This window comes from Streptosporangium sp. G12, from assembly GCF_052983175.1.
The window spans coordinates 37,119-61,283 of the sequence record NZ_JBRIQO010000016.1 but is presented as its reverse complement, the minus strand read 5'-3'; the positions used below and the strand labels follow the sequence as shown (position 1 = coordinate 61,283).

At 70.6% G+C, this 24,165-nt stretch carries 21 protein-coding genes; 15 read left to right on the top strand and 6 right to left on the bottom strand.

Going from position 1 to position 24,165, the window contains the following annotated elements; translation table 11 throughout:
* Positions 1–10: 10 nt before the first annotated feature.
* The 7 genes from ACVCAG_RS24190 to ACVCAG_RS24160 all read left to right on the top strand — a co-directional run bounded on the left by ACVCAG_RS24190 (position 11) and on the right by ACVCAG_RS24160 (position 7,666).
* Positions 11–682 (top strand): HAD-IA family hydrolase, encoded by a 672-nt coding sequence (locus tag ACVCAG_RS24190; RefSeq protein WP_440084909.1) that lies wholly within the window; start codon positions 11–13, stop codon positions 680–682.
* Between the two features lie 120 nt (positions 683–802).
* Positions 803–1,378 carry a cellulose synthase gene (locus ACVCAG_RS24185; RefSeq protein WP_440084908.1) on the top strand — a complete coding sequence of 192 codons (576 nt, stop codon included), beginning with the start codon at positions 803–805 and terminating at the stop codon, positions 1,376–1,378.
* Positions 1,379–1,644: 266 nt separating this feature from the next.
* Positions 1,645–2,646 (top strand): ABC transporter permease subunit, encoded by a 1,002-nt coding sequence (locus tag ACVCAG_RS24180; RefSeq protein ID WP_440084907.1) that lies wholly within the window; start codon positions 1,645–1,647, stop codon positions 2,644–2,646.
* A 44-nt stretch (positions 2,647–2,690) separates the two neighbouring features.
* The gene (locus tag ACVCAG_RS24175; RefSeq protein ID WP_440084906.1) at positions 2,691–4,454 is read left to right on the top strand and encodes an ABC transporter substrate-binding protein; all 1,764 of its coding nucleotides are present in this window, start codon (positions 2,691–2,693) and stop codon (positions 4,452–4,454) included.
* Positions 4,455–4,545: 91 nt separating this feature from the next.
* On the top strand, positions 4,546–5,559 hold the full coding sequence (locus ACVCAG_RS24170; RefSeq protein WP_440084905.1) for an ABC transporter permease subunit: 1,014 nt from the start codon (positions 4,546–4,548) through the stop codon (positions 5,557–5,559).
* On the top strand, positions 5,556–6,593 hold the full coding sequence (locus ACVCAG_RS24165) for an oligopeptide/dipeptide ABC transporter ATP-binding protein (RefSeq protein ID WP_440066131.1): 1,038 nt from the start codon (positions 5,556–5,558) through the stop codon (positions 6,591–6,593). The genes ACVCAG_RS24170 and ACVCAG_RS24165 overlap by 4 nt, the downstream gene beginning before the upstream one ends.
* Before the next feature lie 56 nt (positions 6,594–6,649).
* Positions 6,650–7,666 carry an ABC transporter ATP-binding protein gene (locus ACVCAG_RS24160; protein ID WP_447190326.1) on the top strand — a complete coding sequence of 339 codons (1,017 nt, stop codon included), beginning with the start codon at positions 6,650–6,652 and terminating at the stop codon, positions 7,664–7,666.
* Between the two features lie 57 nt (positions 7,667–7,723).
* Here the strand turns inward: ACVCAG_RS24160 and ACVCAG_RS24155 are convergent, their stop codons facing one another.
* From ACVCAG_RS24155 to ACVCAG_RS24145, 3 genes are all read right to left on the bottom strand, one after another.
* Entirely contained in the window at positions 7,724–8,407 is a 684-nt protein-coding gene (locus ACVCAG_RS24155; RefSeq protein WP_440084903.1) for a response regulator, read from the bottom strand.
* On the bottom strand, positions 8,407–9,708 hold the full coding sequence (locus ACVCAG_RS24150; protein ID WP_447190325.1) for a sensor histidine kinase: 1,302 nt from the start codon (positions 9,706–9,708) through the stop codon (positions 8,407–8,409). Before ACVCAG_RS24150 ends, ACVCAG_RS24155 begins: the two co-directional genes overlap by 1 nt.
* A 234-nt stretch (positions 9,709–9,942) precedes the next feature.
* Positions 9,943–10,821: a PD-(D/E)XK nuclease family protein gene (locus ACVCAG_RS24145; protein WP_440084901.1), complete on the bottom strand. Its 879-nt coding sequence runs from the start codon at positions 10,819–10,821 to the stop codon at positions 9,943–9,945.
* 168 nt (positions 10,822–10,989) lie between these two features.
* Between ACVCAG_RS24145 and ACVCAG_RS24140 the strand changes: the two genes are divergently transcribed.
* The 4 genes from ACVCAG_RS24140 to ACVCAG_RS24125 all read left to right on the top strand — a co-directional run bounded on the left by ACVCAG_RS24140 (position 10,990) and on the right by ACVCAG_RS24125 (position 15,698).
* Positions 10,990–12,081, top strand: a complete 1,092-nt coding sequence (locus ACVCAG_RS24140) for a site-2 protease family protein (protein WP_440085038.1) — start codon at positions 10,990–10,992, stop codon at positions 12,079–12,081.
* 156 nt (positions 12,082–12,237) lie between these two features.
* Positions 12,238–13,773 (top strand): hypothetical protein, encoded by a 1,536-nt coding sequence (locus ACVCAG_RS24135; RefSeq protein ID WP_440084900.1) that lies wholly within the window; start codon positions 12,238–12,240, stop codon positions 13,771–13,773.
* 12 nt (positions 13,774–13,785) lie between these two features.
* Entirely contained in the window at positions 13,786–14,220 is a 435-nt protein-coding gene (locus ACVCAG_RS24130; RefSeq protein WP_440084899.1) for a hypothetical protein, read from the top strand.
* Positions 14,217–15,698 (top strand): FHA domain-containing protein, encoded by a 1,482-nt coding sequence (locus ACVCAG_RS24125; RefSeq protein ID WP_447190324.1) that lies wholly within the window; start codon positions 14,217–14,219, stop codon positions 15,696–15,698. Before ACVCAG_RS24130 ends, ACVCAG_RS24125 begins: the two co-directional genes overlap by 4 nt.
* Before the next feature lie 198 nt (positions 15,699–15,896).
* Here ACVCAG_RS24125 and ACVCAG_RS24120 read toward each other — a convergent pair whose 3' ends face one another.
* Positions 15,897–17,951, bottom strand: a complete 2,055-nt coding sequence (locus tag ACVCAG_RS24120; protein WP_447190323.1) for a cation:proton antiporter — start codon at positions 17,949–17,951, stop codon at positions 15,897–15,899.
* A gap of 120 nt (positions 17,952–18,071) precedes the next feature.
* Between ACVCAG_RS24120 and ACVCAG_RS24115 the strand changes: the two genes are divergently transcribed.
* Entirely contained in the window at positions 18,072–18,860 is a 789-nt protein-coding gene (locus ACVCAG_RS24115) for a serine/threonine-protein kinase (RefSeq protein ID WP_447190322.1), read from the top strand.
* A gap of 16 nt (positions 18,861–18,876) precedes the next feature.
* Here the strand turns inward: ACVCAG_RS24115 and ACVCAG_RS24110 are convergent, their stop codons facing one another.
* Complete coding sequence (locus tag ACVCAG_RS24110; RefSeq protein ID WP_447190321.1) at positions 18,877–19,476, bottom strand: TetR/AcrR family transcriptional regulator; 600 nt, start codon at positions 19,474–19,476, stop codon at positions 18,877–18,879.
* Between the two features lie 81 nt (positions 19,477–19,557).
* Between ACVCAG_RS24110 and ACVCAG_RS24105 the strand changes: the two genes are divergently transcribed.
* Together ACVCAG_RS24105 and ACVCAG_RS24100 are read left to right on the top strand one after the other, a co-directional pair.
* A complete protein-coding gene (locus tag ACVCAG_RS24105; protein ID WP_440084894.1) occupies positions 19,558–20,490 on the top strand; it encodes a PfkB family carbohydrate kinase in 933 nt (310 codons plus the stop codon).
* 97 nt (positions 20,491–20,587) lie between these two features.
* Positions 20,588–21,811: an aminotransferase class III-fold pyridoxal phosphate-dependent enzyme gene (locus ACVCAG_RS24100; RefSeq protein WP_440084893.1), complete on the top strand. Its 1,224-nt coding sequence runs from the start codon at positions 20,588–20,590 to the stop codon at positions 21,809–21,811.
* 48 nt (positions 21,812–21,859) lie between these two features.
* Here ACVCAG_RS24100 and ACVCAG_RS24095 read toward each other — a convergent pair whose 3' ends face one another.
* On the bottom strand, positions 21,860–22,966 hold the full coding sequence (locus tag ACVCAG_RS24095; RefSeq protein WP_440084892.1) for a GNAT family N-acetyltransferase: 1,107 nt from the start codon (positions 22,964–22,966) through the stop codon (positions 21,860–21,862).
* A 225-nt stretch (positions 22,967–23,191) separates the two neighbouring features.
* Here ACVCAG_RS24095 and ACVCAG_RS24090 point away from each other — a divergent pair, with 225 nt between their 5' ends.
* Positions 23,192–24,070, top strand: coding sequence for a class I SAM-dependent methyltransferase (locus ACVCAG_RS24090; protein WP_440084891.1), 879 nt, complete (start codon positions 23,192–23,194; stop codon positions 24,068–24,070).
* Positions 24,071–24,165 lie beyond the last annotated feature (95 nt).

Here is a 24,165-nt window from a genome sequence, read left to right as displayed (position 1 = left end):
TTCACCGGGAATGGAAGCGGTTCTCTTCGACATGGACGGTCTTCTCGTCGACAGCGAGAAGATCTGGTTTCAGGTCGAGACCGAGGTGATGGAACGGCTCGGCGGCGAGTGGGGGGAGGCCCACCAGGAGAATCTGGTGGGCGGCTCCATGCCGGCCACCGTGGCCTACATGCTCAGGATCTCCGGCGGGGGCGCCACCCCCGCCGAGGTGGAGACCTGGATGCTGGAGGGCATGACCGCCAGGCTCGCGGGCGGGGTGGAGATGATGCCCGGCGCCGCCGAGCTGCTGGCGGAGGTGCGCGGGCACGGCCTGGCCACCTCCCTGGTCACCTCGTCGGTCCGGCCGATCGCCGAGGCGTGCCTGCGGAGCATCGGCGACCACAACTTCGACCACGTGGTCACCGGTGACCACGTCACCAGGACCAAGCCCCATCCCGAGCCCTACCTGACGGCCGCCCGGCTGCTGGGGGTCGATCCGGCCCGCTGCGTCGCCCTGGAGGACTCCCCGAATGGGGTGACGTCGGCCACCGCCGCGGGCTGCCGGGTGGTGGCGGTGCCGAGCGTGCTGCCGATTCCCGCCGCGCCCGGCCGCCTCGTCGTCGACTCGCTGCTGGAGGTCGACGTGGCGATCCTGCGTTCGCTGTCCTCCGGCGAGCCGTTCGAAGTCGGGGATCGCCCCTGATCTTTCCCGCGAACCGCCCCGTATCCCCTAAGGGGTGATCCCTCCTCAGGAAGGAGGGCCCGTCCCGGTTCCACGTGCCAGGATGGAGATCGGGTAAGCCGATACGAGGGGCGGTCCGCTATGTCGTTCGAACAGATCGCGTGGTTGCCGCTCTGCGCCGGGGTCACCGGCGTGGGGCTGGTGCTGAGTTTCCTGCTGATGCGGCGCCGGGGGGCCGCGGCGGGGTTGCGCGCCGCGGCCTGGTCGCTGCTGCCCGTGGCCGCCTACCTGACCGGCGCGCTGCCGACCCTGTGGCAGATCGGCACGGCGATCGGCGGGTTCGTCACCGGCCTGGCGTTCAATCCCGTGGTGTGGGCCGGGGTGGGGGTGGCAGGGCTCTCCGCGCTGCTCTTCCTGGTCTCCGGCTTCCTGCGCGGACGCCGCCTCAGGGCCGCCGCGTCCTCGGGGTCCTCGGGGTCCGGGGCCTCCCCGGCGCCCGTCGCGAGCGCCCCGGCCGCCTCGGGGCGGCGCGGGGCCGTGACACCGGGGGCACCGGCGGCACCGGGCGCGACGGCCGTCACGCAGCCGCTGCCCAAGCGCACGCCCGCGCCCTCGCCCGTTTCCAAGGCCGCCGGGTCCAGGCCCGCGGCGAAGCCGGCGGCCGACGACGACTTCTCCGATATCGAGGACATCCTGAAGCGCCGGGGGATCGGGTGACGCTACGTCATCGCCTCGTTTCCATGTCACGAATCCGAGACAGAAGCGGAACGGCTTCCGGACATTACCTTCAAGATCAAAACGAATGAATTTCACGTGAATCACAGTTGAGCCACATAGCGCCTCAGGGGACTGGTCAGCGCAGTTCAGCCCATAGATTCTGCGCACGGGACCACTAATAGCGGCCCGTAGACTTACGGCGCGCTACCCCGACCCGGGGGACGCGTTGACGGACGACGTCGTCTGGGATCCAGGGGGCCAACTGTATGACCGCACCGCTCGACGCCCCCGGTAAGACCACCGAGGTCTCGCCGGAGGCAGTGCTCGCGGGAGCGGGCGTGAAAGCCATCCAAGGCCGATCGCTCGGGCAGATCGCGTGGATGCATCTGAAGCGCGACAAGGTCGCGCTCATCGGTGCCGGCGTGGTCGTCCTGCTGATCCTCACGGCGGTCTTCGCTCCGCTGATCGTGGACGTGTTCGGTCATCCGCCGAACGAGTTCCACCAGGAGATGATCGATCCCTCCACCATGGCGCCCCAGGGCGGCACGGGCATCAGCGGGGACTTCCTGTTCGGGGTGGAGCCGCTCAACGGCCGTGACCTTTTCAGCAGGGTGGTCTACGGAGCACGGATCTCGCTGCTGATCGCGGTCCTCGCCACCGTGCTCTCGGTGGTCCTCGGCACCGTCATGGGAGTGATGGCCGGTTACTTCGGTGGCTGGGTCGACACCCTGATCAGCCGCACGATGGACGTCTTCCTCGCCTTCCCCCTCCTCGTCTTCGCCATGGCCCTGGTCGGTGTCCTCGGCCAGTTCGAGCAGAGCCTCGGGGTGCAGGGCGACACGCTGCGCATCGGTCTGCTGATCTTCGTGATCGGCTTCTTCAACTGGCCCTACATCGGCAGGATCATCAGGGGCCAGACGCTGTCACTACGGGAACGCGAGTTCGTCGACGCCGCCCGTAGCCTGGGCGCCCGCGGACCGTACATCCTGTTCCGGGAGATCCTGCCGAACCTGATCGCGCCGATCCTCATCTACGCGACGCTGCTCATCCCCACGAATGTCCTGTTCGAAGCCGCGCTCTCGTTCCTGGGAGTCGGTATCCAGGCGCCCACGGCGACCTGGGGAGGCATGCTCTCGCAGGCGGTGAAGTACTACAACGTGCCGCATTTCATGTTCTTCCCCGGTATGGCGATCTTCATTACGGTGCTGGCTTTCAACCTCTTCGGTGACGGGCTGCGCGACGCCCTCGACCCGAAGGCGTCCCGTTGACCCTCAACCTCCCGTTCTCCCGGATTAACAAGGGGTGCAAGTAAATGAACAAGAGATCCGCGCTGGCCTTCGCGGCCGCGGGTGCCGCTCTCTCCCTGGGGCTCTCGGCCTGTGGCGGTGGCGGCGGTGAGACGAAACCGGCCGATGGTTCGTCGGCCGCGCCGGCGGCCGCGGACGCGTTCAACGCGGGCCTCGACAAGGTGTTCAACCCTTCTGACAAGAAGGGTGGCGTCCTGAAGATGGCCATCTCCGAGGACTGGGACTCGGTGGACCCCGGTGACACCTACTACGCGCTCTCCTGGAACCTGGTCCGTATCTACGGCCGTTCGCTGGTGACCTACACCCCGGCCCCCGGCGCCGAGGGCCGCAAGCTCTCCCCCGACCTGGCCGAGAGCCTGGGCGAGTCGAGCGACGACGGCAAGACCTGGACCTACAAGCTTCGCGCCGGCGTGAAGTTCGAGGACGGCACGCCGATCACGTCCAAGGACGTCAAGTACGCGGTCCTGCGGTCCATGGACAAGGAGACCTTCGTCAACGGCCCGACGTACTTCAACGACTGGCTGGACCTGCCGAAGGACTTCAAGACCGTCTACAAGACCCCGGACGTCAACACCGACTCCGCGATCGAGACGCCGGACGACCAGACGATCGTCTTCCACCTGAAGAAGGCCTACGCGGGCTTCGACAACTTCGCGGCGCTGCCCGGCACGATCCCGGTCCCCCAGGCCAAGGACACCGGCGTCAAGTACCGCGAGCACGTGATCGCCTCCGGCCCCTACAAGTTCGACAAGGTCGAGCCCGGCAAGCAGTACACCCTGGTCCGCAACGAGAACTGGGACCCGGCGACCGACCCGATCCGCAAGGCGCTGCCCGACAGCTACGAGATCTCCCTCGGCGTCAACGCCGACGACCTGGACAACCGGATCATCTCCGGCGACCTGCACATCGACCTCGCCGGCTCGGGCGTCCAGCCCGCCGCGCTCGGCCGCGTGCTGGGCGACCCGGCGCTGAAGGCCCGGGCCGACAACCCCACCGGCGCCCGCACCTGGTACACCTCGATCATCCCCGACGTGGCCCCGCTGGACAACGTGGAGTGCCGCAAGGCGATCATCTACGGCGCCGACCGGGTGGGCCTGCAGAACGCCTACGGCGGCGAGTTCGCCGGCGGTGAGATCGCGACCGGCCTGATGCCGCCGTCGATCGGGGGCTGGAAGAAGCTCGACCTCTACCCGACCGGCACCGGCGACGTGGAGAAGGCCAAGGCCGCGCTGGCCGCGTGTGGCAAGCCCGAGGGTTTCGAGACCATCATGGCCTACCGCGCCGACCGTCCCAAGGAGAAGGCGACCGCCGAGTCGCTCCAGCAGGCGCTGGCCAAGGTCGGCATCAAGCTGACCCTCAAGGGTTACCCCACCGGTGACTACTTCTCGCTCTACGCCGGCAAGCCGGACTTCGTGAAGAAGAACGGCATCGGCCTGGCCACCAACGGCTGGGGCGCCGACTGGAACGACGGCTTCGGCTTCATGTCGCAGATCGTCGACAGCCGCACCATCCGTGAGTCGGGCGGTAACTACAACCTCAGCGTCAAGGACAAGGAAATCGACGCGAAGATCGACCAGGTCTTCACCGAGGCCGACGTCGCCAAGCGTGACGCGCTCTGGGGCGAGATCGACCAGCGGGTCATGGAGCAGGCCTACGTGCTTCCCGCGGTCTGGTCCAAGGGCGTCATGGTCCGTCCCATCGGCGCGACGAACATCTTCGTCACCGGTGCGTTCGACATGTACGACTACCTGAACATCGGTGTCCAGTAACCGTCGGAAATCCTGTTCAGTTAGTCGAGTTCGGTTAGTCGAGGCTTGAAGGGGCCGGCCCGCGCGGTCGGCCCCTGGAGCCGGGGGGACTGTGGTCACTTACATCATCCGCCGTTTGATCGGCGCGGCGCTCATGCTCGTCATCGTGAGCATGGTCACGTTCTCGATCTTCTTTGTGATTCCCCGTGTCGCGGGGGCCACAGCCGAGGACTTCGCCAGCCGTTACATGGGCAGAGCCGCCAACACGGAGATGATCGCGGTCACGGCGGAGAAACTCGGGTTCAACGACCCGGTTCCCGTGCAGTACGGCCGCTGGATCTCGGGTGTCTTCGTCGGCTCGACGTACGACACCGGCGCCTCCATCGAGGAGTGCCCCGCCCCCTGTTTCGGCTACTCCTTCATCAGGAGGCAGCCGGTCTGGCCCGACCTGGTGGAACGCATCCCGGTGACCCTCTCGCTCGCCCTGGGCGCGTCGGTCATCTGGTTGCTCGGCGGCGTCGCGACGGGCGTGCTGTCCGCGCTGCGAAAAGGCACGATCTTCGATCGGGCGGCGATGAGCATCGCGCTCGCCGGGGTCTCTCTGCCGATCTTCTTCACCGGCATCGTCTCCCTCGTCGTCTTCAGCTACGGGCTGGGTATCACCGCGCCGGGCGGCAGTTTCACGCCGTTCCTGGAGAATCCAGCGCAATGGGCCTACAACCTCCTCCTGCCATGGATCACCCTCGCATTCCTCTATGCCGCGTCCTACGCGCGCCTGACCAGGGCGGGAATGCTGGAGACCATGGGTGAGGACTACATTCGCACGGCCAGGGCCAAGGGCATGCACGAGTCCAGAGTGGTCGTCAAGCACGGGCTGCGCGCCGCGCTGACCCCCATCCTGACGATCTTCGGTCTGGACCTCGGCCTGCTGCTCGGCGGCGCGGTGCTCACCGAGAGCACGTTCTCGCTGAAGGGCATCGGCGACTATGCCGTCCAGGCCATCGTGACGAACGACCTTCCGAAGATCATGGGTGTCACCATGGTCGCGGCGCTCTTCGTCGTGCTGGCCAGTCTGATCGTCGACCTGCTGTACGCGGTGGTCGACCCGAGGGTGAGGCTGGGATGAGCGCTCCGTCGAGCTTTCTCGAACTGAGGGATCTGCGGATCCACTTCCCGACGGACGACGGCCTGGTCAAGTCCGTCGACGGGCTCTCCTTCCAGCTGGAGCGCGGCAAGACGCTCGGTATCGTGGGAGAGTCCGGATCCGGCAAGAGCGTCACCTCGCTGGGCATCCTCGGACTGCACAAGGGTGGCCGGGCGAGGATCTCCGGTGAGATCTGGCTGGACGGCGAGGAACTCGTCGCCGCCTCGGCCGACCACGTCCGGACGTTGCGCGGCAAGAAGATGGCGATGATCTTCCAGGATCCGCTCTCGGCGATGCACCCCTTCTACACGGTGGGCGCGCAGATCGTGGAGGCGTACCGGATCCACAACCAGGTCAGCAAGAAGGTCGCGCGCAAGCACGCCATCGACATGCTGGGCCGGGTGGGCATCCCACAGCCGGACAGGCGCGTCGACAGCTACCCGCACGAGTTCTCCGGCGGTATGCGCCAGCGCGCGATGATCGCCATGGCGCTCTCCTGCGACCCGGAGCTGCTGATCGCGGACGAGCCGACCACGGCTCTCGACGTCACGGTACAGGCGCAGATCCTGGACCTGATGCGCGACCTGCAGCGTGACTTCAACGCCGCGCTGATCGTCATCACCCACGACCTGGGTGTCGTCGCGGAGCTGGCGGACGACATCCTGGTGATGTACGGCGGGAAGGGCATCGAGTACGGCACGGCGGAAAGCATCTTCGACCGGCCGGAGCATCCCTACACCTGGGGTTTGCTGGGATCGATGCCACGCCTGGACCGGGAGCGGACCGAACGGCTGCTGCCGATCAAGGGCAGTCCTCCCTCCCTGATCAACGTGCCCGCCGGGTGCGCCTTCAACCCGCGCTGCGACTACGCCGACCGTACCGGCGGAAGGGCGAACACCGAGGTGCCCGAGCTGCTCGAGAGCGACGGCGGTCATCTGGTCCGGTGTCACCTGCCCCGTGAGGTCAGGCGGGACATCTGGGAGAACGAGATCAAAGCGAACCTGGGGTCCTCGTGAGCGAGCGAGCCGACAAGCCCGTTGCCCCGGCCGCGCGTTCGACGAACGGAAAGTCTGTGACCGAGCCAATTCTGTCAGTGCAAGGGCTGAAGAAGCACTTCCCGGTAACCAAGGGTCTGTTCAAACGCCAGGTCGGTGCGGTCAAAGCGGTCGACGGGATCAGCTTCGACGTCCGCAAGGGTGAGACCCTCGGCCTGGTGGGCGAGTCCGGCTGTGGCAAGACCACGACCGGTCGCATGATCACCAGGCTCATCGAGCCGACCGGCGGGAAGATCATCTTCGAGGGACACGACATCACTCACATGTCGCAGTCCAAGATCCGGCCCCTCCGGCGCGACGTGCAGATCATCTTCCAGGATCCCTACTCCTCGCTCAACCCCCGCCACACGGTCGGCGCCATCGTCGGCGCCCCGTACCGCATCCAGGGGATCCAGACCGAGCAGGGCACCAAGAAGGCGGTCCAGGAGATCCTGGAGCTGGTCGGGCTCAACCCCGAGCACTACAACCGCTACCCGCACGAGTTCTCCGGCGGCCAGCGCCAGCGCATCGGCATCGCCCGCACGCTCGCCCTCAAGCCCAAGCTCATCATCGCCGACGAGCCGGTCTCCGCGCTGGACGTGTCGATCCAGGCCCAGGTGGTCAACCTCCTGGAGGACCTCCAGGACGAGCTCGACCTGACCTATGTGGTCATCGCGCACGACCTGTCGGTGGTCCGGCACATCAGCGACCGGGTCGCGGTCATGTATCTCGGCAAGATCGTCGAGTTGGCCGACCGCAAGGACCTGTACGAGTCGCCCATGCACCCGTACACCACCGCGCTGATGTCCGCGGTGCCCGTTCCCGACCCGGCCCGGCGCAAGGACCGCGAGCGCATCCGCCTCCAGGGCGACGTGCCCAGCCCGCTCAACCCGCCGCCCGCCTGCCGGTTCCACACCCGGTGCTGGAAGGCCCAGGAGATCTGCAAGACGGTGGAGCCGCCGCTGGCGACGCTGGCCCCGGGGCATCAGGTCGCCTGTCACTTCCCGGAGAACGCCCCCACCGAGCAGGCGCCCCCGCAGCTCGTCTCCGGCTGACCACTCGCCGCACCCCGCCCGCACGGAGTCCCCGTGCGGGCGGATCGCGTTCGGGGGTCAGGGCAGCGCGCCCGGCGTGATCAGGCCGGTCTCGTACGCGAGGACGACGGCCTGGACGCGGTCGCGCAGGCCCAGCTTGGTGAGCACGTTGCCGACGTGGGTCTTGACCGTCGTCTCGCTCACCACCAGCTGGGCGGCGATCTCCGCGTTGGACATGCCCTTGGCGATCAGCCGGAGCACCTCCAGCTCGCGCTCGGTCAGCCGATCCAGGCGCGCGGGGGTCGACTGCTGGTGCGCCGAGGGCAGGTGCGCGCCGAACTTGTCCAGCAGCCGCCTGGTGACGCTCGGCGCGACGATGGCGTCGCCCGCCGCCACCACCCGGATGGCCTGCACCAGTTCCTCGGGCGGCACGTCCTTCAGCAGGAACCCGCTCGCCCCGGCGCGCAGCGCCTCCACGATGTACTCGTCGAGGTCGAAGGTCGTCAGCACCAGCACCCGCGGCACGTGCGCGCCCACGGTGGCCTCCCGCACGATCCTGCGGGTCGCCTCGATGCCGTCCACACCCGGCATCCGGATGTCCATCAGCACCACGTCGGGCAGCAGCGCCCGCGACTGGTCCTGCGCGGCCTTGCCGTCCCCCGCCTCGCCGACCACCGTGAGATCGGGCTCGGCCTCCAGGATCAGGCGGAAGCCCGTGCGCAGCAGCGGCTGGTCGTCCACCAGCAGCACTCTGATCGTCATCACGTGTCCTTGAGGGGGAACCGGGCATTGACCTCGAACCCGCCCCCGTCGCGCGGGCCGATCCTCAGAAGTCCACCATAGAGGGCGACACGTTCCCGGATGCCCGCCAATCCGTGCCCGGTCACCTCCTCGTCCGCGTCGCGCGCCGCCGGGCCGAGGCCGTCGTCCTCGACCTGGACGGCCAGCTCGCCCGGCTCGTGCCGTACCGTCACCCAGGCCCGCGCCTGCGGCCCCGCGTGCCGCAGGCTGTTGGTCAGGGCCTCCTGGACCAGTCTGTACGCGGCCAGGTCGACACCGGGGGGCAGTTTTCTCCTCGTTCCCCGCGTTCCCCGCGTTCCCCGCGTTCCCTCCGTTCCCTCCGTCCCCTCCGTCCCCTCCGTCCCTGACGTTCCTGTCGCGCCTGGGGTGTCCCGCTCGCCGTCGATCCACAGCTGCGTCCGCAACCCCGCCTCGCGCATCTGGTCGACCAGGGCCGGGATCTCGCGCACCCCCGGCTGCGGGTTGCGCTCGGCGGGTGTCCCGTCGGTCCTGAGCACGCCCACCATGCTGCGCATCTCCGACATCGCGGTCCGGCCGAGCTTCTCGATCGCCGACAGGGCCTCTCTCGCCCCGTCGGGGTTGCTGGCCAGCACCCGTCGCGCCGCCGCGGCCTGCACGGTCATCACGCTCACGTGGTGGGCGACCACGTCGTGCAGCTCACGGGCGATGCGGGAACGCTCCTCGGCCCTGGCCGCCCGGGTGTCGGCCTCCCGGGCGCGTTCCATGCGCCGTGCCCGGTCGCGCAGCTCCGCCTGGTAGGCGCGGCGCAACCGCACGCTCCGGCCGGCGATCCACAGGGAGGCGGTGAACACGGCCATCAGCAGGTGACCGCTCCACCCGCCGAGCCCGGCGAACCCGCCGCCCGCCGCCGACGACAGGAGGTGACCGGTGAGGGCCAGCGCCGGGGCGCACAGGCTGAGCGCCAGACCGCGCCCGGCGGCGATCGTGTAGACCAGCACCAGGGTGACGAGCCAGAGCAGGGAGGGGCTACGTCCCGTGGAGGCCAGCGTGACCTCGGCCACGCAGACCAGGAAGAGCACCAGGAACGGCCGGTGACGGCGCAGCGCCACCGACAGGCAGCCCGCCACGATCAGGCCGAGGCCCATCGCGTCGGGCGTCCTGAGGCGGTCGGGGTCGCCGAGGACGTGGGCCGCGTGGGCGAAGGGAACCGAGGCGGCGGCCAGCGCTCCACCGAAGATCGCGTCGGGAATCAGCGGGTGCCCGCGGAACCACGTCCGAAGGCTGCCGATGGTGTTGCGCACACAATCAATTTAGGCGCCCTTCCTCCGGCGCCACCCTGCCAGAGGCGGATATCGCCCTCATCCCCGCGAAGGATCCCCCCCGCGGAACACCTGACGGCCGCGCCGCGGACGGGTTCGTGGAGCACCTGACGGCCGCGCCGGGGACCGGCTCGTGGAACGCCGTGAGGCCGCGCCGGGGATCGGGCCGGAGAGAGCGCCGTGAGGCCGCGCGGGGAGTCCGGGCCGAGGAGCACGTCACAGCTCGTCGGTGGCCGCCCTCGAGGTCCTGGCGGGGCGCCGGTTGCTGCGGACGGTGTCGCCGGGCTGCCGCTCGGGAACGGGCGGGGGAGTGCCGCCGAACTCCGGGCACAGGTCCTGGTAGCTGCACCAGCCGCACAGCCTGCTGGGCCTGGAGCGCCACTCGCCCGTCTCCAGGGCCCGCTCGATGGCCTGCCACAGGGCCTGGACCTTGCGCTCGGTGGCCAGCAGGTCGGCCTCGTCGGGGACGTAGCGCAGGACCTCGCCGCCGCCGCCGAGATACATCAGCTGGAGCATGCGGGGCACCGAGCCGCGCAACCGCCACAGGACCAGCGCGTAGAACTTCATCTGGAACAGCGCCTTGGCCTCGAAGGCGGGCCCCGGGGCGCTGCCGGTCTTGTAGTCGACGACGCGGACCTCGCCGGTGGGCGCCACGTCCAGCCGGTCGATGTAGCCCCGCAGCATCAGGCCGCTGCCGAGCACCGCCTCGACGTAGAGCTCCCGCTCGGCGGGCTCCAGGCAGGTGGGGTCCTCGAGGGTGAAGTAACGCTCCAGCATGGCACGGGCCTGGGCCAGCCACTCGGCGCGGTCGTCGTCGCCGGTGAACATGCCGGCGTACGACGGATCCTCCTCCTGGAGCCTGCGCCACTGCGGCTCCAGCAGGTCCTGGGCCGCGGAGACCGTGCGCTCCTGGGCGGGCAGGTCGTACAGGCGCTCCAGCACCGAGTGGACCATGGTGCCGCGCACCGCGGCGGGCGACGGCGGCTCGGGAAGCCGGTCGATCACCCGGAAGCGGTAGAGCAGCGGGCACGTCATGAAGTCACCCGCGCGCGACGGCGAGAGGGCTCCGACGATCGTGGGCTCGGTCAGCGACATGACCGCACTGTAGGTCACGGTGACGACAGTTTGTGCCCGAGGCGGCCTCGTGGCGTCTGCCGGGGGCCCGATGGCGCGTACCATCGAGGCCTGAGGGTGGAGGGGACGAGGAATGGTGAGCCAGCGGTGAGCAGCGACAGCCCACGCCAGGACAATCCAGGGCTGCGGATGGGCCGCCCGTTCGGCATTCCGATCTACGTCTCGCCGACCTGGTTCATCGTGGCGGCCTTCATCACCTACTCGTTCCAGAGCGTGGTGGCCTACCGGCTGCCCGACCTGAGCACCCCGCTCACGTACGTCGTCGCGTTCGTCTTCGCGGTGCTGCTGTACGTCTCGGTGCTTTTGCACGAGCTGGCGCACTGCGTGGTGGCCAGGATGTACGGCCTGCCGGTACGGCGCATCACGCTCTACCTGCTCGGCGGCGTCTCGGAGATCGAACGCGAGCCGGAGACCCCCGGCAGGGAGTTCATGGTCGCCTTCGCCGGGCCGCTGCTCTCGCTCGGGCTGGCCGCGCTCGGCTTCGCCGCCTCCTACGTCATCGACCCCGGCACGATCGTCGGCGTCCTGGTCTTCCAGCTCTGGCTCGCCAACCTGATGGTCGGGGTCTTCAACCTGCTGCCGGGACTGCCGCTCGACGGCGGGCGCATGCTGCGGGCGGGCGTCTGGAAGATCACTCGCAAGCCGGTCTCCGGCACGATCGCGGCGGCCTGGGCGGGCCGGGTGCTGGCCGTCGCCCTGGTCGTGCTGCCCGTCGGGCTGACGCTGGTGGCCGGGCAGGAGCCGGAGACGACCATGCTCATCTGGTCGATGCTGCTGGCCGCCTTCATCTGGTTCGGCGCCACCCAGGCGCTGCGCGGCGCCCGCGTGCGGGCCCGCATCCCCGAGGTCAACGCCCGCGCCCTGGCCAGGCGGGCCATCGCGGTGACCGGCGACGTGCCGCTGGCCGAGGCCCTGCGCCGGGCCGCGGAGGCACGGGCGGGGGCGATGGTGGTGGTCGACCACGAGGGCCATCCCACGGGCATCGTCAACGAGGTCGCGGTGGAGGCCACCCCGGAGAGCCGCCGCCCCTGGGTGACGGCGGGTTCGCTGGCGCGCAGCCTGGAGCCGTCGCTGGTGCTCGCCGCCGACCTGGAGGGGGAGCCGCTGATCGACGCGATGCGCGAGTCCCCGGCGGGGGAGTATCTCCTGGTGGAGCGCGGCGGCGAGATCTTCGGCGTGCTCGCGACCTCGGACGTGAACCGCGTATTCAGCGGGGTTTAAGCGAACCACATGTGGTTCACAGGCGTCTCACTGGATACTCGCCGATGACGGGGACGGCAGGAGAGGATCACGTGTTCGTCCCCTCGTTTTCGGCACATACCAGGATCAGGGTTTTGGTCGGCGAACGGGCCGGCCAAGTAGCTTAAGGGACGTCAATTGGCACCCCCCCGAACACCGGCTCCGGCCGGCGATCTGACGCCGGATCTCCTCGGCGCCCCCGAATGGACCGACCAGATGGTCGCGGCCGCGGGCATCCCCATGTACGACATCCCGTTCCTCACGGTCGGCGGCGGCATGGGGTCCTTCGTGACGCTCGACTACCTGAGGATCTACGGCGTTCCCACCTCGCAGATGCGGGTGGTGTCCAACATCGACCATCCGTGGCAGACCTACGAGTTCCTCACCAGGTGCTCGCAGATCCCCCGGGGGGAGCGGATCCGCTCCGACTCCTCCTCCCGCCCGGACAACCTGTGGGGATTCCCCTCCTACGCCCTGGAAGAGGCGTGGAAGGAGAAGAGGCCGTCGTACCTGTGGCAGATCCTCACCGAGCCGCTCCTGAACGACTACTGGACCCCGCGCGCCGGCACCGTCTTCGAGAACCTCGAACGCGAGGCCAGGCGCATCGGCTACTGGGACATGCTGGTCAAGGGCCAGGTGCGGATGATCCGCCGCAGGGCGGGCGGCGGCTACTTCACCGTGGTCACCCCGCCCGACGGCGCGGCGCCGACCAAGCGCATCATCTTCCGCTCGCGCTTCGTGCACGTCGCGATCGGCTACCCGGGCCTGAAGTTCCTGCCCGACCTGCAGGAGTTCCGCACCAAGCACGGTGACTACCAGCACGTCGTCAACGCCTACGAGCCGCACGAGCAGGTGTACGAGTTCCTGAAGACCCGGCCGGGCACCGTGGTCATCCGCGGCGGCGGCATCGTCGCCTCCCGGGTGCTCCAGCGGCTGTTCGACGACCGGGAGAAGTACAACCTGCAGACCCAGATCATCCACATCTTCCGCACGTTCGTCAGCGGCTCGCACGGCCCGCACGTCTGGTCGCGCCGCAAGGGCGGGGACGGCTGGGCCTACCAGGGCTTCAACTATCCAAAGTCGGTGTGGGGCGGCCAGCTCAAGGCGCAGATGCGCAAGCTGGAGGGCCCCGAGCGGGCGAAGAAGTACAAGGAGATGGGCGGCACCAACACCCCCTTCAGGCGGCGCTGGCAGGAGCAGATGCGGGCGGGCCGCAGCGGCGGCTACTACCACGCCGTGCAGGGCACCGTCGACCGTGTGGAGCAGAGCCGCGACGGGCGGCTCGTCAGCTACGTGCGCAGCGGCGACGGCATCGTCAGGGAGCCGGTGTCCGACTACATCATCGACTGCACGGGCCTCGAGGCCGACATCGCCGAGCACCGGATCTTCGCGGACCTGCTCCAGTACGGCGGGGCGGGCCGCAACCCGGTGGGCAGGCTGGACGTGGAGCGCCACTTCGAGGTGAAGGGGACGGCCAGCGGCGACGGCGCCCTCTACGCCTCGGGGTCGGCCACGCTCGGCGGCTACTTCCCCGGCGTCGACACCTTCCTCGGCCTGCAGATCGCGGCCCAGGAGATAGCCGACGACCTGGCGAGGCGGGGATTCGTCAAGAAGATGGGACCGCTGCGGTCGACCTCGCAGTGGTTCAAATGGGCCCGCAACTCGTCGGTATAAGGAGCGATTCCCGTGGTTCCGACCCTGCTGGGCCGTATTCAGACGCGCCTGTTCATGCTCGCCACCGTCGGTGTGGTCATCACCCTGCTGATCGTTCCGCTGCTTCCCGGTTCCGGGCCGCTCTCCGGCCGCTACGTCAACGGCCTCCTCGTCATCGCGGCGGTGGCCGTGCTGGGGGTCGTCTGGGAGCTGATATACCACTTCCTGATGCAGTTCAGATGGGAGAAGGACTGGCCGACCCTCTTCGGCCTGCTGACACTCGTGCCCGAAGGTCTTGTGCTGTACTTTTTGCTACGGTCCGGTGCAGTTGATTTCATCGATCCGGTCCCGCCTGCCGCCTTCTGGACGCACTTCACCGTCGTCTGGGTATGCATCTGGTTGGTGACGAACGGCCCCATGAGGGTGCCGTTCATCCGGTGGCGTTTCCGGGGAGGGAGAGTTCTGTGACCGACCAGGGCTTCGGGGTGGTGCGTCCGCTTCCGGGCAACGGGCTGGTGGCCCACGAGGGCGGCCTGCTGCTGGTGTGCGACGCGGCCGAGGCCGTCGTCGAGGATCTGCTGGGGGCGCTGCGGGAGACCGCGGCCTCCGGCGGCGACGGCCGGGCACTGGCCCGCCGGGTCGCCCAGATCCTCGCCGTCATGATGGGCGAGCCGGTGGCGTGCGCCGTCGCCGGTCCCGTCAGCGGGGGAGTGGCCGTCCTGGTCAGCGGCCCGGCGTTCGCGTCGGTGACCGGCGCGAACGGTGAGATCCAGCTCGCCGGCCGTGACGCGCTCACCTGGTCCGACCGGTTGGTCCCCGGCCCGGTAACCCGGGTGGAGCTGCGCCTGCCCGACGCCGGGGACGCGCACCCGCTGTCCCGGCTGGACGCCGGGGTGATCGTCGCGGGCGGGGTCCGGTGTGACCCGACCGAGGCGGGTGCCGCCCTGCGGGCCGTGCCGCGGGCCGTGCCGCGGACGGAGTCCGCCGCGCCCCAGGGGCAGCACGCCCAGCAGAACGTCCAGCACGCCGCGCCCCGGATGGAGCCCGCGACCCCCGCGCCCACCCCGATGCCCGCGCCGCCCGAGCGGTCGGCGCCCCCCGAGTGGTCGGCGCCCCCGGAGGCCGCCCCGCCCGCGCCCTACCCGATGGGCCCGGCCGAGCCCTACCCCCCGGTCGCCCCGCCCGTGGAGCCGCGGCGCGAGCCGCAGCCGCAGGGGTGGCACTCCGAGCCGATGCCCGCACAGGGCCCGCTCTCCTCTCCCGGCCAGCCGGGTGGCCATTCCGGCGGTCCCTCCACCGGGCCCGCCCCCGCGGTCGTCCACCACGAGGACATCGACACCGCCATGGCGAGCGGGATGGGCGGGGACCCCATCGACGTGCGCGACCAGCCGTTCGAGTACGAGCTGCTGACGCCCGGGGGGCCGCAGCAGGGGAACGAGCCCTCCGGTCCCGCGGCCGAGCCCGAGTCGCGGCCGCTGGTCTACGGGGTCGACTGCAAGAACGACCACTTCAACGACCCTCGCGTGCCCTACTGCGCGGTCTGCGGCATCGCGCTGGTCCAGCGCACCCTCGTCCCCTACAAGGGGCCGCGCCCGCCGCTGGGGGTGCTGCTCCTGGACGACGGCCTGACGCTGCGGCTCGACACCGACTACCTGGTGGGCCGCGACCCCGAGCGGGCTCCCGAGGTGGCCGACGGCTCGGTGCGCCCGGCCAAGGTCACCAGTCCCGACGGCTCGGTCTCCCGCCGTCACCTGCGGGTGGCGCTGGACGGCTGGGACGTCAACCTGGTCGACCTGGGGTCGGTCAACGGCACCCAGATCCAGCCGCCCGGCGACCCCAACTTCTACGACATCCCGCCGAACGAGCCGGTCGCGATCCTGCCCGGCACCACCGTGCGGATCGGCGTCTCGCGCACCATGCGCTACGAGTCGCACCGCAACCGCTGAGGACGCCTGCCGCTGGGAACGCCTACGGCTGGGAACGTCTCGCGCCTTCCGGGCGGCACGGCCACGGCCGTGCCGCCCGGCGTGTTCTCCGGGGTCCTCCAAGGGAGCCGCCGTTCCCGAGGCGCCGTTTCCCGGGCTTCCCGGTCTCCTCGGGCTTTTCCGGTGTCCCCGGGGCAGGGGGGCGGGACGGGCGGGCGGTCAGGGCCGCACGACCGGTGCGACCGGTACGACCGACGCGCGCAGGGCGGAGACGGCCTCGGCCCAGTCGACCGGGTCGGCGTCCTGCTCGGCGCGGACCAGCAGGTGGGCGCCTCCCGGGGCGTTCGCGGTGTCGGCGGCCACGACCAGCGCGCCTTCCGGCACCGGGCCCGAGGTGGCCTCCACCCCGAGCCTGACCAGCCGCTGGGCCAGTGCCGAGGCCCGGTTGCCCCCGACGAGGACCAGGGGACATCCCCGCAGCGCCGCGAGGGTGAGCGCCACGTGGGCGGCCGCGTCGCCTCCCGGGCCGTGGTGCACCGCCACCGGCCCCGGCACGGAGCCGGGCCCGGCCTGCCCGAGCGGGGACGGGGACGACGGGGACGACGGGAACGGCTCGGACGGTGAGCCGGTACCGGCCACGGTCACCACGCGGCAGGTGGCGCCGTCGCGCACACCGGCGTGGCCGGGGGCAACGGCGGGCAGCACCAGCAGGTCGGGACGGGCGCCGGAGGCCAGCCCCGGCAGCTCGCCCGCCACGTCCGCGCTGAACCGGCTCACCACCCTGCTGTCCGAGCCGCGCTCGCGGGCCGTGGCGGCCAGCGTCTCCAGCTCCTGAAGGGTCTCGGCCAGCTCGGCCAGTTCCGAGGAGAGGCCGCTGCCGACCTCCAGACGGCCCGCGGGGTAGGGGCGCAGGTGGCCAAGGACCACCTCGGACGGGGTTTTCGCCAGAGCCAGGGTGGTGGCCAGGCCGACCAGCGGTGCCTGCTCGGCGGGAGGTTCCGGCACGATCACCAGCACCCGGTGGGCGGCGGTCACCCCGAGGGCGGCGCGCTCGGCGTCGGCGACGTCGCGGGCCACCCGCCGGTCGGGGTAGAGCCGGCGCACCAGCGGGCCGGTCATCGCGGTCGTGACCAGGGCCATGACCACCATCAGCGAGTACAGCTCGTCGTCGAGCACGCCCTTCTGCAGGCCGACGGTGAGGATGACGATCTCGGTGAGCCCCCGCGTGTTGAGCAGGGCGGCCAGCGTCCAGGACTGCCGGGCGGGCAGCCGCTGCGTCCGGGCGGCGGCGTAGGAGCCGAGCACCTTGCCGCCGATCGCGACGGCGAGGATCGCGGCGAGGGTGCCGAGGCTGGACAGGTCGAGCTCGCGCAGGTTGACGTTGAGGCCCGCCACCACGAAGAACATCGGCAACAGCAGCAGCACGGCGAGCTGCTCCAGCCGCTCCAGGATCTCGTGGTTGAGCCGCTCGGCCCCCTCGCGGGGCATCACCGTGCCGAACACGAACGCCCCGAAGATGAAGTGGACGTGCATCCACTCGGTGGCCCAGGCCGACCCGATCAGGCCGATGAGCACCAGCGAGAGCAGTCCGGGCGTGAGCCGCCCCGCCCTCTCGTACGCGGGCACCAGGCGGGCCAGCAGCGGCTTGACCACCAGGAACATCACCAGCGCGTACGGCAGGGCGAGCAGGACCTTCCACTGTCCCTCGGCCTCTCCCGCCCCTGCGATGCCCACCACCACCGCCAGGACGGTCCAGGCGAGCACGTCGATGACGGCGGCCGAGGCCAGGGCGAGGCCGCCGAGGGTGATGCGCTGCATTCCCCGGTCGGTGAGGATCCTGGCCAGCACCGGGAACGCGGTGGCGGCCATCGCCGCGCCCATGAACAGCACGAACGGCAGGGTCCTGTCGCCGCCCACGTGCTCACCCGCGATGGCCAGCGCGAGCACGCACCCCAGGACGAACGGCACCACCGTCGAGCCGAGCGCCACGGTCACCGCGATCCGGCCCTTGCCCCTGACCAGCTTCTGGTCCAGCTCCAGGCCGACGACGAACATGAACAGCACGAGGCCGACGTTGGCCAGAGCCTGCAGCGGGGGCCGCATCTCGGGGCCGAACAGCTCGTCGCCGATCAGGGGCCCCAGCAGGGTGGGGCCGAGCAGGATGCCCGCCACGATCTCGCCGATGACCGGCGGCTGGCCGAGTCGCCTGGCCAGCGCTCCGAACAGCCGGGCCGCCGCGAGGACGATGACGAGGTCGAGCAGGAGCAGGTCCATATGGAGCACGTGACGGCACGCTTTCCGTAAGCAAAGAAAAGCCCCGAGAATGTCGAGGGCGACGTTACCGTGTGGGGAATGTCGCCGCGAACATCGCGCGGGCATGGAGGGAGACCGTTGGTGGAAGGCATCGCCGACTACGAGTTCGTCCGGTCACTGGGGGCGGGCAACCACGGCGAGTTCTACGTGGCGAAGCGGCCGGAACGGTTGCCCGTCGAGGCGGACCTGGTCGCGGTGAAGGTGGTGGGCGGCACCGGGAACGACGCGTTCCGGCGCGCCACGAGGGAGTTGAAGGCGTTCGCCGCGGTGCGCTCGCCCTATCTGGTGCGGCTCTACGACGCCGGGCAGCAGGGCGGGGTGTTCTACTACTCGATGGAGTACCTGCCGGGCGGCTCGCTGGCCCGTCCCGCGGAGCGCCCCTCGCGCGAGCGGGTGTTGCGCTCGATCGCCTGCGTCTCCCACGCGGCGCAGGCGCTGCACGAGGAGGGGATCGTCCACCGCGACATCCGTCCCGGCAACGTGCTGCTCACCGACGACGGCGGCAAGCTCTCGGACCTGGGCCTGTCGCAGGTGCTGACGCCGGGCGCGACGGTGACCGGGATGGGCGACATCGGGTCGGCGGAGTTCACCGATCCCCTGCTGCTGCAGGGGGAGACCCCCAGCCCCGCGGGAGACGTGTGGTCGCTGGGCGCGACGCTGCACTGGGCGGTGAGCGGCAACGGGCTCTACGGGGAGCTGCCCACCCACGACCCGCTGCTGACCCTGCGCAGGCTGAACAGCACGCCGCCGTCGATCGACCCGGGCCTGGAGCCCGAGCTGTCGGACCTGGTGCAGGCCTGCCTCGGCGACGCGGCCAAGCGGCCCACCGCCAGGGGGGTGGCCGACCGGCTCTACGCGCTGCTGTCCTGAGGGCCCTGCCCGGGCCCTACCCGCCGGTGGGGCGCAGGCGGTCCAGCTCGGCGTCGAGCATCCGTTCCAGGCGCGCGGCGCCGAGCCTGTCCGGATAGAGCAGGTGGTGCGCGCTCAGCCCGTCGACGAGGGCGAGCAGCCGCTCGGTGACGTCGTCGAGGTTGTCGGAGGTGGCGATCTCCCCGCCGCCGGCCGCCGCGCCGAGCAGGCTGCGTACCAAATAGCGCAGCTCCTCTGCCTCGGCGCGCTGCGCCTCCAGCATCGCCGGGCTGGTCATGCTGCGGCTCCAGAAGCCGATCTCCAGCCCGCTCTCCCCGGCGCGCTCGTCGTCCAGCGGAAGGTTGTCGAGGAGGAGCTCGCGCAGCGCGGCCAGCCCGGTGAGACCGGCCAGCTTGCCGCGCAGGCGTTCCACGATGCGCCGGTGCGAGGACCGCAGCGCCGACAGCATGATGTCGTCCTTGTCGGCGAAGTAGTGGGTCAGCACACCGTTGGAGTAGCCGGCCTCCCTGGCGATGGCCCTGGTCGTGGCGGCCTCGATCCCCTCGCGCAGGATGATGCGCCGTGCGGCCTCGACGACCTCCTCGCGGCGCTCGCGGTGATTGACGATCTTCGGCACCTTGCCCCTTTCGAATGGATTCGTTGACATTTTAGTCGGGCGCCCGTCTATTATCCGCTGAAGACACGAGGAGGACTCACTATGACCGTCGTCTCCCTCGGCGTGCACATCGTGGACGTGCTCGCCAGACCGGTGGAGTCGATCCCCGCCGGGCAGGACACCCACCTGCTGGAGCAGATCCGCGTCACCGCCGCGGGCGCCGCCGCCGCGACCGCCGTCGACCTGGCCGCGCTCGGCGTCCCGGTGGCCTCGGTGGGGGCGATCGGCGACGACGAGCTCGGAGACCTGCTCGTCATGATGATGAAGCGGCGCGGGGTGGACGTGACCGGGATCGTCCGCAGGCCGGGGGAGCAGACCGCGGCCTCGATCCTGCCGATCCGTCCCGACGGCGGCCGACCGTCCTTCCACGTCCCCGGCGCCAACCTGGGCCTGTCCACCGCCGACGTCGGCCGCGAGGCCGTCCTCGGCGCGCGGGTCGTGCACCTGGGCGGCATGGACGTCACCTGGGGCCTGTACGACCCCGCGTTCTACGCGCTGCTGGACGAGGCCCGGGCGGCGGGCACGATCGTGACCATGGACCTGCTGTCCAACATGCCCGATCTCATGCAGGGGGTGCGCAGCTTCCTGCCGCACGTCGACTACCTCCTGCCCAACGAGGAGCAGGCGCTGCTGATGAGCGGCGCGGGCGAGGGGGCCGACGTGGAGGAGGCCGCGCTGTCCCTGCTGTCCCTGCTGCCGGAGGGCCCCTCGGCCGTCCTGGTCACGCTCGGCGCGGACGGGAGCCTGATCGCCGACGCGCAGGGCCTCACCCGCGTGCCCGCCCTCGACGTGCCGGTGGTCGACACCACCGGGTGCGGCGACGCCTACTGCGCGGGGTTCATCGCCGGTCTGGTCGACGGCCGCGACGTGGCCGGCGCCGCCCGGCTCGGTACCGCGCTGGCCGCCCGCGTCGCCGGGGGCCTCGGCTCGGACGCGGGCCTGGACGGGGCGCGGGAGCTCCGAGACGAGAAGTGACCCCGCCCGCGACCTCCGGGCCGGAAAAGGGCGGCGGGGGCGGTGTCGAACCGCCCGAACGCATCCAGACGTGAACCCAGACGTGAAAGGACGACGCATGTCCATCGACGCCAAACTCAGGGAGCGGGCCGCCAAGGTCGTCCCCGGCGGCATGTACGGCCATCTCAACGCGGCCCTGCACGGTCCCGCCTACCCGCAGTTCTTCGTCGGGGGCGAGGGGTGCCGCCAGCGTGACGCCGACGGGCGCGAGTACGTCGATCTCATGTGTTCCTGGGGGCCCGTGGTGCTCGGCCACCGCCATCCCGCCGTCGAGAGCGCCGTCGCGGCCCAGCTCGCCGCGGGCGACTGTCTCAACGGCCCCGGTCCCGTCTACGTGGAGCTCGCCGAGCTGCTGGTGGAGACCGTCCCGCAGGCCGACTGGGTGATGTTCTCCAAGAACGGCACCGACGCCACCACCCAGGCGCTGATGGTCGCCCGCGCCGCCACCGGCAGGACCAAGGTCCTCATGGCGCACGGCGCCTACCACGGGGCCGACCCGTGGTGCACGCCCAGCACGGCGGGGACCACCCCCAACGAGCGCGCGGACCTGGTCGAGTTCACCTACAACGACCTCGCCGGCGTCGAAGCCGCCGCGGCTCAGGTGGAGGGCGACGTCGCCGCGATCATCGTGACGCCGTTCAAGCACGACTCGTTCGAGGACCAGGAGCTCGTCGCCGCGGAGTTCGCCCGGGGGGTGCGGGCCCTGGCCGACCGGATCGGCGCCGCGCTGGTGATCGACGACGTGCGCGGGGGCTGGCGGATCGACCTGGGCGGCTCCTGGGAGCCGCTGGGCGTGCGCCCCGACCTGTACGCCTTCAGCAAGGCGATGGCCAACGGCCACCCGATCGCCGCCGTCACCGGGGTGGACTCCCTGCGCGGGCCGGCCCAGACGCTCTACTCCACCGGCTCCTTCTGGTTCAACGCCGCCCCGATGGCCGCGGCCAAGGCCACGATCGAGACGCTGCGCGCCGTCGACGGCATCGCGCTGATGGAGCGCGCGGGCACCCGCCTGCGGGAGGGGCTCGCCGCCCAGGCCGCCTCCCACGGTTTCACGGTCAACCAGACGGGGCCGGTCCAGATCCCGTGGCTCTCCTTCGAGGGCGACGCGACGCTGGACAAGGGCATGTTCTGGGCCGCGGCCTGCCTGGAGGAGGGGGTCTACCTCCACCCCTGGCACAACTGGTTCCTGTCGGCCGCCCACACCGACGCCGACATCGACCGGGCACTGCAGGGCACCGACGCCGCCTACGCCAAGCTCAGGGCCCGCTTCGGCGCCGACTGAGTCCCGGCCCGGCGTCGTGGGACGCCGGGCCGGGACGGCGGTGTACGGCTAGCGCCGGGCGTCGCTCCGCAGGCGGCACCACTGCAGGTCGTCCAGGCGCGTGCCGTCGGGGCCGGGCAGCAGCCCGCGCAGCAGGGCCTCCCGGGTGAAGCCCGCCCGCTCCAGCACGCGCTGCGAGGCGATGTTGCCGGGCGAGGTGCCCGCGATGATCCGGGCCAGGGGAGTGTGCTCGAAGACCCAGCCGGCCAGCAGGTCCACCGCCCTGGCGGCGAAGCCCCTGCCGCGGAACTCCGGCAGCATGCTGTAGCCCACCATGGCCTGCCCCAGTGGAGGGGTCACCCCGCTGAGCTGGATCTCCCCGGCGAACGCGCCGGTCGCGGCGTCCAGGATCGCGATCTCGGCCCCCGTACCGGCCAGCCAGTTCGCGCCCGCGGTGCGGCACCGCTCCTCGGCCTCCTCGAAGGTGGAGGGCTCGGGCGGGACGCAGTACCTCGTGACGTCGGGCAGGTTCCGCAGCGCCAGGTAGTCGGCGGTGTCGGCGAGGGTGAGCCGCCTGAGCCGGACGACCCCGTCGGTCAGCGAGCCACCGGGAAACTCCGGCAGGAGGGGCGTCACGCGCTCGCCGGAGTCGCCGGGCAGGCGCGCGAAGGCCACCAGGTCGTGGCGGGTGCCGTCCCGCTGCTCCTCGGCCCCGCGCCGTACGCCCTCGCGCCGGAAACCGGCGGCCAGGGCGACCCGCTGGCTGGCCAGGTTCTCCACGTTGGCGAGCAGTTCGACGCGCTTCGCGCCGTGCTCGAGCCCCCAGCGGGTCAGCGCGGCGGTGGCGTCCGTGGCCACCCCGCGGCCCCGCGCCCACGGCGCGACCAGGTAGCCGATCTCGGTGGTACCACGGGGACGGGCCATGAGGCCGATGTTGCCCAGCCACTCGTCCGTCCCCGCGTCCGCGATCGCGAACGGGGCCCCTCCGGCCTGCCACTCCTGCCGGGTCTGTTCCAGGTACCGGAGCGCGTCGTCCCGGGTGTACGGCACGGGGATGGGAGGGATGAACCGGATGATCTCCGGGTCGGCGCAGGCGCGGACGATCGCCTCGGCGTCGGAGGGGGCGAGCGGCCTCAGGACGACGGGGCCGGCCGGAATCACGTCATGGGAGAACACACCACAACAGCTACCAGGTGCCGTCCTGGGAGGGCGAATCGTTTTGCAGCATTTTGTGGCGATTTGTGAATCACCTCCGCTCGGCCCCCGCTCCCGGCCCCCTCCGCCGTCCCGTCCCCGTCCGGCGGGATTCCGCTCCCGCTTCCCCCGTTTTCCCCGCGCGACCGGGTCAGGAGCGTCCCCGGCCGTCCGAGGGCACCGCCGCGCGCCGATAACCTTGCGGTCATGGGTTTTCGCAGGCATGGGCCGTTTCAGGCCGGGGATCAGGTGCAGCTCACCGACCCCAAGAACAAGCGCCACACGGTGACGCTGAAGGAAGACGGCGTGTTCCACACGCACAAGGGCGGAATCCCGCACAGTGAGCTGATCGGCCAGCCCGAGGGCTCGGTGGTGCGCTCGTCCGGCGGCACCCAGTATCTGGCGTTCAGGCACCTCCTCCAGGACTACACGCTGTCCATGCCGCGCGGCGCGGCGGTGATCTATCCCAAGGACTCGGCCCAGATCGTGGCCATGGCCGACATCTTCCCCGGCGCCCGGGTGGTGGAGGCGGGCGTCGGCTCCGGCGCGCTCACCTGCTTCCTGCTGCGCGCCATCGGCTCCGAGGGCACCCTCACCTCGTACGAGCGGCGCCAGGACTTCGCCGAGATCGCCACCAAGAACGTGGAGAAGTTCTACGGCGGCCCGATGAAGCAGTGGCGCCTGGTGGTCGGCGACTTCGTCGACGATCTCGACGAGAGCGACGTCGACCGGATCATCCTGGACATGCTCGCCCCCTGGGAATGTGTGGACGCCGCGGCCCGCGCTCTCACCCCCGGCGGTGTGATCTGCTGTTATGTGGCGACCACAACCCAGCTCTCGCGTACGGTCGAAACTCTGCGGGAGCACGGGAGTTTCACCGAGCCCCATGCGTGGGAGACCCTGGTTCGTGACTGGCATGTCGAGGGACTCGCCGTACGGCCCGACCACAGGATGGTCGGCCACACCGGGTTCCTGGTCACGGCCCGTCGCATGGCTGACGGGGTGACGCCACCACCTCGACGTAGACGTCCGGCGAAGGGGGCCAATGGCGAGGAGTCCGCGACTTCCACGTCTTCCGCCACATGATGACGATTCGGCCACGACGGTCCGTGAGAGCGTGACACGGAAGCAGACCTTCGTGTTCTTATACTTCTAGGACTAAAAGCGCCAAAAAGGATTAA